We start from the raw sequence: 12505 nt of genomic DNA, 5'->3' as shown, positions 1-12505 counted from the left end.
AATTAAGCAACGAAAGGTCTGTTCATACGCATTAAGCCGTAGATGGCAAAGAACAATCCACCTGTTATTACCATTAAGATTGTGTATAATACTGCCTTACCTGTTTCGCCACACCAGCGGTAGAATAGGCGATACGTGAAATACAGTGTAAAGCCTGCCGCTCCTAAAGAAGCCAGAATACCGATAAATGGAATAAACGAAACAATGATCAAGCCTGCATAAATAAGGGTATTTTTTAAAGCTGTTGCACGTATTGTTTCTCGAGTATCCCCACCAGCTGTCAGCAGGAAGAGACTATATACATTAATAATGGGAATCCAAGCAATATAGGCTACATCTCCAAAACCATTTGTTTTAGATGTCATAAAATAAATAAGTGCACTAATAATGTAGGCAATTAAACCAATAGCAAGAGCGGCTAGTATAAAGATAAAAAATAAACCACCCATGGCTGCATCTAAATCTGAGTAATAATAAGAATCATTATAGTCATAATTCATCAGAAAAACCTCCCTTCATATGAAAATACCTCCTAATCATAACAATCCTCAAGTGTTTAAGCTACAACAATTTAGATGTAATATTTAGTAGAAATCGCACAAATGTACTAGAATGAAGTTGATTATTTAAGACTTTAATGATGATTTTTTGAGTGCCTTGTGATAAAAATGCAAAAAATATCCTTGGGAACATTATTATGCTAGTTTTTGAGAATCATTTTCCGTTTTATTAATTTCAAAAATTACGTACAAAAACATTACTATCCTATGATGGTAGATGCACAAGAAATGCCACAAAAAATAAAAATAGCCATCTTAACTACATTGTAAGATGACTATTTTCACGTGTATTAAATGAATTTGGCGATGTGCTCAAGTTCAATGCGGGAAGAATTGTAAGCAGGTGCGGCTGCCTTACCAATTGCAATTAAAATAACTGGGACGATATGGTCAGCTAATTCAAAGCGTTGAGCAAAGGCTTCTTTATTAAATCCACCCATTGGCACTGTATCATAGCCCATGTCTTTAGCTAGTAGCATAATCTGCATGGAAATTAGACCAGCATCAAATGTAACGATATTTTTTAACACTTCTTGGGGAAGTTGAGAATATAGATTGATTGAGTTGTTAATCATTGAATCTTTTGTTGCCTCATTGATATAGCCAAGATCGAAGTTCTTTGTATAGACAGCCTCGGCATTTTCGTACATCTTTGTATCACCTAAAACGGCAATAATTGCTGAGGAAGTTTCTACTTGTTCTTGGTTATTGGCAATAGCACGTAGCTCTTTTTTGACCGCTTCATCCTGAATTACTAAAAAGCGCCAAGGCTGTAGGTTACTAGACGATGGAGCAGACGTTGCTTCTACAAGTAATTCTTCTAATTGTTGCTGCGGGATTTTAAAGTTTTCATCGTATTTACGAACGGATTTACGCTCGTGCATAACTTTAGTTAAAGAACTTTTTGTCACTGTCATTATTTTGTCTCCTTCGTGGTATGATGCGTTTTTTACTATACGATAAATGAATTCATTTTCCAAGTAAATTGCTCGAATTAAAGAGTCTTGAATCTAGGATTTAAAAGTTACAAAAAAAACATATTTTTGTAGGTATAATCCATTTATACTAGAGATGGAATAGAGCAATAATAATAGATATGGAGTGAAGGTGAATGAAAAAGCTATTAGGAAATTTAAATATTATGGCAAAAATCGCAATGCTTATTCCTGTCATCACTGTTTTTTTAGGTGGTATGACCTTCCTTAACTATTTGAACGTATCCAATGAACTTGAAAGCTCTATTGAAAATGAAATGTCTATACTAGCGGATGATGTTGCAGGTTCAGTTGAGGGCAAATTGCATGCACACATTCAGCTCATAAATAGTGCAAAGACAACAATAGAATCGGCTGACAGTATGATGACCAGAGAGCAATTTATTCGCTACGTACAGCAGCTATTGCCTTTCAATAAGGAAACGTATGGTATGGGATTATGGCTAGAGGAGGATGTGGCAAAAGGAGAAATTTTCGGGCCTTATGCCTATAAGGAAGAAGAAAAAATTGTCTCTACGGATGCTTATGAAGATCCTGCCTATCATTTTCACGAGCAAGAATGGTATCGCAATAGTATCCAATCTAATAAGGTAGTTCATACTGCACCTTATTTTGATGAAGCTCTTGGGGAAATGTTTATCTCATTTGGTACACAAATTGTCAAAGATTCTAAGCCCATTGGCGTTATTACAGGGGATTATGTATTAGATTCAATTCAATCCATTGTTTCTGACGTGAAAATTCGAGAGAGTGGTTATGCATTTATAATTGATGATAGTGGCAAAATTTTAACGCACCCTGATGTAAATAAAGTGAATAAAGAAACGATCCAGCAGTTGTTGAACATGCCTGTGGAGCAGATTTCTGATCAAAAAAAGTTAATACATACAAGCAGTCAGGGTAGTGATTTTACCTTACAATTTATGCAAATACAAGATATGCCGTGGAAGTTAGTTTTACTGGTTCCGACAACTGAGCTTTACGGCGAAATACAGGCAATGCTTCAACAGCAAATCGTGATCAGTGTCGTTCTAATTTTACTTATCGCAATTAGTATTTATTTCCTTGCTCGTTATATCCGTGGGGAAGTGAAAACAATGAATACTCATTTAGGCTATCTTGCTACGGGTGATTTAACGCAACAAATGGCCGTTCATACGAAGGACGAATTTGGTGAAATGGCGCAGTATTATAATGACTCTGTGGAAGCATTAGGTTCGATGATGCAGCGCATTGTAGCTGAAACCGAGACAGTTGCTTCTACTGCAGAGGAATTAACGGCAAGTGTGCAAGAGGTCAATAAAACTGTCACAGAAGTTGCGATTTCTATGCAAGAGGTGGCAGAAAATACGAGTTCACAACAACAGGTGAGTGGGGAGTTAGAGGGTGTAACAACACAACTAGGTGGGGATATGAAGACCGCCATGGACAATTTACATGAAGCAGTCCAACAATCACAAAAAACCTCTGAACTCGCTATTGGCGGATCACAAAAAATACATGGTTTCGTGAATGATATTGTCCACCTACATGCACAGGTTGACAGTAGTGCCAATCTGGTGAATGGCTTGAAGGAGCATTCGATTCAAATAGAGCAGATGAGTCAGCTCATTTCGGCTATTACCGACCAAACTAATTTACTATCACTTAATGCTGCCATTGAGGCAGCACGAGCAGGGGAAGCAGGGAAAGGCTTTGCCGTTGTTGCAGGAGAGGTTAAAGCACTAGCTGAACAAACTAGCCGTGCTTCGTTAGATATTGCAAAGGTTGTGCAGACGATTCAGGAACAAATGAATGACGCAGTAGAGATGATGGAGCAAAGTCGAAAAATAGCTCATCAAGGCATTGGCTCTGTTCAACAAGCAGGCATGACCTTCGATACAATTGCCAGTGCAACTGAAGGTCTCCAAAACACCATGCAAAAGACAAGCAAAACGACATCTGATGCTTTTGAAAAGTTGCAGGCAGTAACCGAAAAAGTACAGGCAATTAGCAAACAGGCACTTGCAACAAATGATCATACATTAAATGTATCGGCCATCACGGAGGAGCAGGCATCGACAATGAATGAGATGTCTGTAGCCTCTGAGCAGTTAGCACAACTTGCTCAAAATCTGCAAGAAGAAGCAACTAAATTCACGATTTAGTGCTAAGGTGTACATCTAGATTTAGGTGTACACCTTTTTAAGATCTAAATGAAAAAGCTTCCCATTGTATATTTTTCTTAGGTGCAGCCGATTTGAAATGCTTGATCATTTTTTCTGGTCCACATATATAAATACTAGTTTGTGGAGAAAAGGATAACTCATCAACAGAGAGTCTATTGCGCTGTGTTGTATCAATAAATGTGACAGTAAAATGGTCATTTGCTTGTGCATAATCCTCTAAAAAATCTTTGTAGATGACATTGTCTTGCCCGTGAAAAGAATAATATAAGTCAATTTTCTTATCAGGCTGTGTGTGTAAATAGGCAAGAAATGGGGTGATGCCCATACCACCTGCAATCCATAGCTGCTGTGCATTCCCGTTGCCGAAGTCAAAATGACCATAGGGGCCATCTACAGCAACCTCTGTATGAACCTGAATAAGGTTGGAGACCTGTTTGGTATAATCTCCAATAGCTTTCATTGTAAGATTGATTTGTTGTCCACACCCTCCAGAAATAGAGAAGGGATGTGGTGCTTTTTCGATACCCTCTTGAAAGACTTTCAGAAAGAGAAATTGTCCTGGTCGATAATCCAGCTGTTTTGTAAGCTTCAACTTAATTTCCAATATCTCAGGAGTCAGCCTTTGAATGGATGAAATCTGACCTTTATAGGGAAAGAACATATCCTGATACATTGTCAGCATATAAAGGGCTGACATAAATCCAATCGTAGTTGTTAATGCTGTAAAAATCCCTAAAGCTGAGGGTTGTAATAAATCATAGTGGCTAGAAAAATAAGCATGATAAATACCCAATGTATAGGGTACCAGTAATAAGCGATGAAGCCAGCGCCAATGCTCGTACTTCAGGAATTTTGCAATAAAGGCAAGAATGATTAGGAAGATAAAGCCGTATTGAGCAAGCTCGCCAAGATCTTTTGCGAATTCGTTGAGTGGTGTTTGTTGTGTTAGCTCTTCATCAGGAATCATTTTTTGTAATTGCCCGTGAATAAGAATCAATACAAGTGAAAGGATTGCTAGTAATTTATGATAAAAATAGACATGCTCAAGACCACCAAACCATCGCTCTAACATTTTTATTCGTGTAGCTAATAAGAATACAAGAAATAAACAAGTTATGGCTAAGCCACCAATGACATGACTAAGTGTGTTCAACGGATGAATCGGTGCCATCGGTTTGCTAAAATACCAAAGCAAAGCACTACCACACAAAATGATGAAAATAAAAAGTATTCCTTTATAGGCTCTCATATTTAACCTCCATCACTATGTTTATCCATAATTTAACTAGCTATACAATCAGAGTGGAAAAAGTTTCGAGCGTACGTTCGGAATGTATGTTCCCTTTTGTCTCGAATTATGTTACATTAAGAAGGAAAAATAAGAGAAAAGGAGTGGAAGTAATTTATGCAAGGGAATACCCATATCGTTGGGGGCATTACAGCAAGTCTTGCCTTTGCGCAGTTTTCAAATGATAACCCACTTGTCTTAGTTGGTGCGGGAGTTATTGGTGCATTACTTCCAGATATTTGTCATAGAGGTAGTAAAATAGGTCGAACATTTCCCCTCATCGCGAAGCTAGTGACTACAGTATTTGGACATCGTTCCTTTACACATAGTTTGTTGTTTTTAATAAGCATGATGGTTTTATTACATATGTTGATTCCCTATCGAGCGATATCTATTGGAATAATTATCGGGATGGCTAGTCATATCATACTTGATATGTGTACAAAAAAAGGGGTTAAACTATTTTTCCCTGCGACTGTCTCCATTCGTTTTCCACTTACAACGAAAACTGGTAGCAAGGTAGAAGGTATCGTACTGATGTTGTTATCGATGCTATCCATCTATTTCAGCTATGAATTAATTGTAAGATTTATTGATGCGATATAAATAAGAAAAGCCCCAGTAATCGTTTACTGGGGCTTTTCATGTTAGTCTGCCTGTACCTCTTCAACAGTTTGCTCTACCTCAGCACGAGTCATTTTTTCTCGTCCTTCTTGCATTGCCTTTAGTGTTTTGTGCGCTAAGGCAAGTGGTAGGCGACAGAATAGCAGAATAGTACGTTTATTGATATCCTTCATATATAAATCTGCTTTGGCTAAATTTTCTTCTGCATACGCAAATAAATCCTCGCGTGTCCATCCCTCTGGTACGAAACTTACACCACGTTCATCTAAATCCTCATGCTGATTACGTAAGATGTTGACAGCCTGCAATCCACGGCCATAGCCTATTGCTAGCTCGCGATCCGTTTGAACGCCTGCACCCCATGCCCAAAGCTCAGACAGCATCGTCCCTACAAGCCCAGCCACGTAGTATGTATAATCGTCTAAATCCTCACGTGTGCGGACCTGCCAATTCGCCTTTGCCCATTTTGCCATCCCAAAAGCCATTTCACTTGTGGAAGCCTGTACAATTTTTCTAGATTCCTCAGGGCAAAATGTCAGCCAATCTGCTAAACGAAGGGATACTTCAGGTAATAGCTCTGCATAAGGTGCAAGTAATGACTGATAGGCTTCGTTATTGAAATTGTCCTTTAGTAATTCACTCGTAGCTGACAGTAAATCAAATTTTACATCATTAGAAAGTTCTTCATGGTCTTCAATTTCATCAATAGCACGCATTGCTAAATAGGCTGCAGCCACTGATATCTTTAAATCATTTTTTAAAAATGTAATAGGTATATAAAACGTGCGGCTTGTATCTTTCAAAACCTGCATCGCTTCTTTGTAAAGTCTTTTTTGCTCGTTCACTTGTATTCCTCCGTTCAAATGGTTCCACATCTATAGTATATCGTATCGTAAAAATAGGGAAAGATAAAACAGATTGTTCATATTTAGAGAGATATTCTTTGAAAACGTTTCCTAAAAGTGATATAGTTTAATAGTAAACTATTTAAACCTATACTTTCATTGTGGACGAAAGTATAAGTTAAACCACATTACAGAAGAGAGGAAGTTTAGAAAAATGGGACGTTTAGATAACAAAATTGCGATGATTACTGGTGGCGCATCTGGTATGGGTGCAGCAATGGCGAAATTGTTTGCCCAAGAGGGTGCTACGGTAATTGCAGCTGATATTAATGAAGATAACCTAGCAAAAATTTCTGAGCTTGACCATGTAGAGGGGATGAAATTAGATGTTTCCTCTGACGAAAACTGGGCAGAAGTGACGAAAGCCATTGTGGAGAAATATGGTCGCATTGATATTTTAATTAACAATGCTGGTATTTCTTCCGAAAAAGGACCAGATCAAATTACACAAGCGGATTGGTCAATCATGCATAATATCAATGCCTTTGGACCTTTCCTGGGCATTAAACATGCCTCTAACTATATGAAAGAAGCTGGGAAAGGCTCTATCGTTAATACATCCTCTTACACAGCAATTATTGGCGCTGGCTTTAATGCCTATACAGCCTCTAAAGGATCTTTACGTGCGATTGCTCGTGCAGCGGCATCAGAGCTTGGTGCTTTCAATGTTCGTGTCAATACAGTATTCCCTGGTGTCATTGAAACACCAATGACTGCTAAATTATCAGAAGCAAAAGAAGCAATGGATATGTTAGTAAGAGCAACACCAATGGGTCGCCTTGGCCAACCAGAAGAAGTAGCGAATGCTATTTTATTTTTAGCATCTGATGAAGCTTCTTACATTACAGGTGCCGAGCTTGTCATTGATGGTGGCTATTCAGCACGCTAATTAATCGTTTTAGGAAAGTGAAAGTGCCTGTTCAAGCAGTGCATTTTCACTTTTTTTTACATTTCAAGATTTAAATAGTGGAACGTCCGATTTGGACTCTCCCATCACTATTTCATGAACCACCCAAAGCGCCTTAATATGATAGGCATCGTGCATAGCTAATCTCTTCATTTCAAGCACTAATGAGTGCTCTCCTGGAATCTGTTTATATAAATCTTCATATTCCGCTTTAGAATATTCGTTAAATTTCAAAAACAGCATTATGCTTTAACAAAGCTTTATTTTTTTAGTAGAATGATAATAAAGCTTTAGAAATGCATTAAAATTCAGCTATCATATAGAAAAAATTTGATATTTTCCATGATTTTTTCATGAAAGTTTACGAAGTTATTGCACAATCATTTCAACAGCGTTAAAGTTTAGAAAGGGCGAAAATGTCATTACACAATTTGGGGGATTGTACTGAGCGTTTAGCTTTTGTACGAACAAATTAATTGGTCAGGATTTTGGCACACAAAACTCCTTGCAAAATCCTTCGTACCAAAGAGGGCATGTACTTTAATAGTTGCCTTAATCTTCGCGTAAACTGCAATCATTATATGACAAAGTTGCGTAATAAAAACAAAGGAGAATTGTATGCCAAAGGCTATAGGTATTGATGCAGGAGGCACATTGACAAAGGTTGCTTATTTAGATCAACACAATGAACTTGTTTTAACAACCTTTCCGTCTAATGATCTGCAATCTGTAAAAAAATGGATTATCGATCATCCAGATATTGAGGATATTGGTGTTACGGGGGGACGTACAGAGCAATTACTTGATGTCATTAAAACAATGAAATCGATTCATTATATAGTGGAATTTGAAGCAACATTAAAGGGTGTCCGATTTTTACTAAATAAAGAAGGCTACTTTTTTGAGCGTAGCATGATTACTAATATCGGGACAGGCACTTCCATTCATTACATGGAGGGCAATACCCATATTCGCGTTGGCGGGACAGGCGTTGGTGGTGGGACGTTAATTGGATTGTCAGCGCTTACAACAGGGATTACAGATTACAATGAAATACGAGAAATGGCTGACAAGGGCCATCGTGAGAGCATTGATTTATTAGTTAAGGACATTTATCAGGGCATGGATACACCTATTGATGGTCATTTAACTGCAAGTAATTTTGGGAAAGTAGGCATTACCCAGTCCATGAAACATCCTGCAGAGGATATTATAGCGACTGTTCAGGGTCTAGTAGGTGAAGTTATTACCACGCTTAGCATTCAATATGCGGAAGAAAAAAAGGCTCAGCATATTGTCTATATTGGATCAACTCTCAGCAATAATGCTCATCTTGCCCGTGTGATTGCAAATTATACACGTACGAAAAAGCATACACCTGTCTTTATTAACGATCATGGTTTTTCAGGCGCTGTCGGAGCATTACTCAACATTACAGAATATACAATTGTCTAGGGACGAAATATGAATGAACATGACTAATACATATTAGTCATGTTCATTTTTTTACAATTAGCGAAGAAACTGACCTACATAGTAACGCCTCAATTTGAACAAATTATGTGCAGGAGGTGATGTTACGTGGGGAAACGTAATAATCGAAATAACAGTAAAACCATGAATATGCGAACGCATAATCCATTTGGTACCTACAAAAGTAAGGATCTTGATCGAAGTAATAGCAATAACAACAATCCGAATGACAACTTAAACGAAGAATTCGCAGCAGAATTTGATGCAAAAGCTAAAAATAAAAACAATAAAACGAATCATGATAAAAACCAGCAGTCCAATAAAACGAAATAACGGAGGTACAAATCATGGCAAAGAAGAGAAAAACAAGCTTTAAAAAGAAAAAGAAGGAAGATACACATAAAAAGAATGATCGTGAAGAGTACTCTGCAGAGTTTAACCAAGTCATTCATAATAACCCTCAACAGCCAAAGCAATAAAGACAAGCTGCTCCAAAGCTTTTGGAGCGCTTATTTTTTTAAAGGAGTGATTCAAGTGAGGAAGTTATATTTACTTGGGATTGTGCTTGTTTGTCTTACTGTGTTCATACAAACAGCAATGGTCGCAAATGCACAACAAGAAACACCTCCAGCCTATGCCAAATGGGGACAAATGGCCATCAAAGAGGTAAAGGCAAAATATCCTTCAGCCAAAATTATTGATTATTTGCATGAGGGAAAAGAAGTACATGGGGCGTCAACAATCGAAAAGTTTAAGCTCTGGCTCAAGCAACCCGATAAGGAATTTGGTGTCTATGTAAGAATTAGTTATCAAAGTGCAACACAAAAGGTAGAAAAAATTGAATTACAAGAAAGTACGTCATGAAAAAAAGGATGCCCAGAAAAGGCATCCTCATTCATTTAACTTTCAAGCTTTTGAATAAACGCACGCATCAAGCCTGGTAAATCAGGCCATGCATGTCCACTTACTAAATTGCCATCTGTATGAAGATTGGCATCAATATAAGTAGCGCCAGCCACTTGCACCTCTGGCTTGCAAGCAATATAGGCTGTCAGCTCACGTCCTTTTAGCACTTCAGGAATCGTTGCGAAAATTTGTGCTGCATGACAAACGGCTGCAATCGGTTTATTCGTTTCGAAAAAGTGGGATACGAGTGGTGGCAAATGCTCATTTAAACGAATGTATTCTGGCGCACGACCACCAGGAATAATCAATCCATCAAAATGGGTTGGATCAACATCAGCAAAAGAAGCATGTGCCTCTAAACCATAGGCAGGTCGCTCGATGTATGTATCGACGCCATCTACAAAATCGTGTAGTACAGTTTGTAATTTCTTAGCTGATGGTGCTGCAATTGTGACATCATAGCCTGCCTCAAGACAACGATAATAAGGATAAAAAATCTCTAAAGCCTCTACGGCATCTCCGGCAAGTATTAAAACTTTTTTCCCCATGATTCCATCTCCTTTACATTGAAAGTTTATTAACTTTTATTCGACACATGCAAAAAATTTCCTGCTGCTGGTCAAGCCATCTTGGCAAATTACTTCCTTTACAAAGAAAAAAATGAAGCGTATAGTATTTATTTAGCTAGGTAAATAATTTTAGGAGGTAGATAGTGATGAATCCAATTTTCCATGCTTTATTCCAAAAAAATCGCTATTTAACTAATTGCTTAAATGAAGTGCTGAAGCAGCATCATTTATATAGTTCTCAGTGGACCATTTTATATTGCTTACATAAAAATGGACCGATGACATTGACGCAAATTTGGAAATATTTAAATGTGGAAGCGCCAAGTATCACCAGAGCGATTACAAGGCTTGAGGCATTGGGCTGGGTACAACGATTAGATGGTGAGGATAAACGAGAAAAGATAGTGACTTTATCCACACAAGCAGAGGAGCGCCTACCAGCCATTACAGCGACTATTCGAGCGTTTGAGGAGGAAATGGTAGGTTCTTTAACTGCTGAAGAACAAGAGCAATTTCTGAAGCTATTGGAAAAAATGAAAGGTTGATGGACATGCAGCAAGAAGAGAATACACAAATATGGACGAAGCGTTTCATTAGTCTATTTTTAACGAATATCTCAGTTTTTTTTGTATTTTATGGACTTGTAACGACTTTGCCGCTTTATGCAATAGGGGAGCTACATCAGACAGATAAGGAGGCAGGGCTTCTATTGTCTGGCTTTTTATTGTCAGCTATCATTGTACGCCCGTTTTCAGGAAAACTGTTGGATGTATTTGGTAAGAAAAAACTGTTAGTCCTCTCAATCGGGGGCTATTTTATATGTACCGTCTTATATTTATTTATTCATCCATTCGGCCTTTTACTTGGTCTACGTTTTATACAAGGGATTTTCTTTAGTATTATTACAACAGCTGCAGGATCTTTAGCAGCTGATATCGTTCCAGCTAAACGAAAAGGAGCAGGCCTTGGCTATTTCACGATGTCTACAAATCTAGCTGTCGTTATTGGTCCATTTATCGGACTATTATTAATACAATATAGTACCTTTAACGTATTGTTCATCGTTATGAGTATCTGTATTCTAGCAGGAGGAATTCTAGCGTTAACGGTCAATACTGATGATTTACCGAAACCTGCACATGAAGGAAAACTAACCTTTAAATTTGATGATTTGTTTGAGCGAAAAGCGTTACCTGTTGCTGCGATTGCTAGTTTAGTAGCCTTTTCGTATGCCAGTGTTTTATCCTTTTTATCGGTCTATGCACAGCAAAAGGATTTAATGGCTGTGGCCAGTCTTTTTTATGCGGTGTTTGCTGCATCCATGTTAATTACGCGTCCGTACACAGGTAAACTTTATGATACGAAGGGACCACAATTTGTTATTATTCCCGGCATTATCTCCTTCGCCATCGGGCTCGTTATGCTCGCTTTTGTAGAGGGGCCCGTATTATTTTTGAGTGCTGCTATTTTTGTAGGTTTCGGCTATGGTGCTGTGACGACAAGCTTGCAAGCATTAGCCGTTCAATCCACAGCCATCCAGCGAAGTGGCTATGCTACAGCAACCTATTTTACGATGTTTGACCTTGGAATCGCACTAGGTTCTTATATTTTAGGAATGGTAGCCGTGCAGGCAGGCTATGCTTCAGTTTACTTGTCAGGTGCAGGCTTACTAGGGGTTGTCTTTATTATTTATCTATTACGACTTGCAAAGATGAAACCGAAAAAAATAGTGAATATATAGTAAAACAGTTGGGCCTGTCCCAACTGTTTTTATGATTATAGGCAATCATGTAGCGTGGCCGTTTTAGACCAAAATATGGTATAATAAGAGAGTAACTAGATAGAGGTTTCATGGGCGGTTGGCACAATATTAACCTATCTCATTCAACTTATGGAAGAGAAAGGAGTTGATGCCTTTGACTATTTTTGAAGCAATAATGGTTGCGATAAGTCTTTCAACACTTATTGTTTCTGTACTTGCATTGTCATTTACTTTTACACAAAAAAAGTAAACCGCCCCTGCCTCGCCAGCATGTGAGATGGTTTACTTTCATCACTTTGCAAATCGCCTTTGAAGCGATTCATCTTGTTACTAGGACCATTGGTGTTC

The 12505-nt window shown here is 38.1% G+C and carries 14 protein-coding genes; 9 read left to right on the top strand and 5 right to left on the bottom strand.

Annotation, left to right across the window (positions count from 1 at the left end; all coding sequences use genetic code 11):
* Positions 1-2 precede the first annotated feature (2 nt).
* Both HXV90_RS07770 and HXV90_RS07765 read right to left on the bottom strand, forming a co-directional pair.
* Complete coding sequence (locus HXV90_RS07770; RefSeq protein WP_004269361.1) at positions 3-500, bottom strand: hypothetical protein; 498 nt, start codon at positions 498-500, stop codon at positions 3-5.
* 350 nt (positions 501-850) lie between these two features.
* Entirely contained in the window at positions 851-1477 is a 627-nt protein-coding gene (locus HXV90_RS07765; protein ID WP_036076309.1) for a nitroreductase family protein, read from the bottom strand.
* Positions 1478-1671: 194 nt separating this feature from the next.
* On the opposite strand from HXV90_RS07765, the gene HXV90_RS07760 reads away from it, so the two are divergent.
* Positions 1672-3702 carry a methyl-accepting chemotaxis protein gene (locus HXV90_RS07760; RefSeq protein ID WP_269898750.1) on the top strand — a complete coding sequence of 677 codons (2031 nt, stop codon included), beginning with the start codon at positions 1672-1674 and terminating at the stop codon, positions 3700-3702.
* 37 nt (positions 3703-3739) lie between these two features.
* Here the strand turns inward: HXV90_RS07760 and HXV90_RS07755 are convergent, their stop codons facing one another.
* On the bottom strand, positions 3740-4972 hold the full coding sequence (locus tag HXV90_RS07755; protein ID WP_269898749.1) for a ferredoxin reductase family protein: 1233 nt from the start codon (positions 4970-4972) through the stop codon (positions 3740-3742).
* 156 nt (positions 4973-5128) lie between these two features.
* On the opposite strand from HXV90_RS07755, the gene HXV90_RS07750 reads away from it, so the two are divergent.
* A complete protein-coding gene (locus HXV90_RS07750) occupies positions 5129-5617 on the top strand; it encodes a metal-dependent hydrolase (protein ID WP_259948631.1) in 489 nt (162 codons plus the stop codon).
* A 41-nt stretch (positions 5618-5658) separates the two neighbouring features.
* Here HXV90_RS07750 and HXV90_RS07745 read toward each other — a convergent pair whose 3' ends face one another.
* Positions 5659-6480, bottom strand: coding sequence for a squalene/phytoene synthase family protein (locus tag HXV90_RS07745; protein ID WP_082148098.1), 822 nt, complete (start codon positions 6478-6480; stop codon positions 5659-5661).
* 214 nt (positions 6481-6694) lie between these two features.
* Between HXV90_RS07745 and HXV90_RS07740 the strand changes: the two genes are divergently transcribed.
* From HXV90_RS07740 to HXV90_RS07720, 5 genes are all read left to right on the top strand, one after another.
* The gene (locus HXV90_RS07740) at positions 6695-7429 is read left to right on the top strand and encodes an SDR family NAD(P)-dependent oxidoreductase (protein ID WP_004269367.1); all 735 of its coding nucleotides are present in this window, start codon (positions 6695-6697) and stop codon (positions 7427-7429) included.
* A 636-nt stretch (positions 7430-8065) separates the two neighbouring features.
* Positions 8066-8902, top strand: coding sequence for a type II pantothenate kinase (coaW, locus tag HXV90_RS07735; protein WP_036076313.1), 837 nt, complete (start codon positions 8066-8068; stop codon positions 8900-8902).
* A 126-nt stretch (positions 8903-9028) separates the two neighbouring features.
* Positions 9029-9253, top strand: coding sequence for a hypothetical protein (locus HXV90_RS07730; protein ID WP_004269369.1), 225 nt, complete (start codon positions 9029-9031; stop codon positions 9251-9253).
* A gap of 14 nt (positions 9254-9267) precedes the next feature.
* Positions 9268-9399 carry a hypothetical protein gene (locus tag HXV90_RS07725; RefSeq protein ID WP_004269370.1) on the top strand — a complete coding sequence of 44 codons (132 nt, stop codon included), beginning with the start codon at positions 9268-9270 and terminating at the stop codon, positions 9397-9399.
* Positions 9400-9454: 55 nt separating this feature from the next.
* On the top strand, positions 9455-9784 hold the full coding sequence (locus HXV90_RS07720; RefSeq protein ID WP_112117750.1) for a DUF3889 domain-containing protein: 330 nt from the start codon (positions 9455-9457) through the stop codon (positions 9782-9784).
* 35 nt (positions 9785-9819) lie between these two features.
* Here HXV90_RS07720 and HXV90_RS07715 read toward each other — a convergent pair whose 3' ends face one another.
* Positions 9820-10374 (bottom strand): DJ-1/PfpI family protein, encoded by a 555-nt coding sequence (locus tag HXV90_RS07715; protein ID WP_269898748.1) that lies wholly within the window; start codon positions 10372-10374, stop codon positions 9820-9822.
* Between the two features lie 167 nt (positions 10375-10541).
* On the opposite strand from HXV90_RS07715, the gene HXV90_RS07710 reads away from it, so the two are divergent.
* Both HXV90_RS07710 and HXV90_RS07705 read left to right on the top strand, forming a co-directional pair.
* Positions 10542-10940 carry a MarR family winged helix-turn-helix transcriptional regulator gene (locus HXV90_RS07710; protein ID WP_004269373.1) on the top strand — a complete coding sequence of 133 codons (399 nt, stop codon included), beginning with the start codon at positions 10542-10544 and terminating at the stop codon, positions 10938-10940.
* Positions 10941-10945: 5 nt separating this feature from the next.
* Complete coding sequence (locus HXV90_RS07705; protein WP_373275171.1) at positions 10946-12136, top strand: MFS transporter; 1191 nt, start codon at positions 10946-10948, stop codon at positions 12134-12136.
* The last annotated feature ends 369 nt before the right edge of the window (positions 12137-12505 follow it).

This window comes from Lysinibacillus sp. JK80 (assembly GCF_027557635.1).
GTDB classification, from domain to species: domain Bacteria; phylum Bacillota; class Bacilli; order Bacillales_A; family Planococcaceae; genus Lysinibacillus; species Lysinibacillus capsici.
Note: the sequence above shows the minus strand (reverse complement) of the source record. Positions and strands in the feature narration are given on the sequence as shown.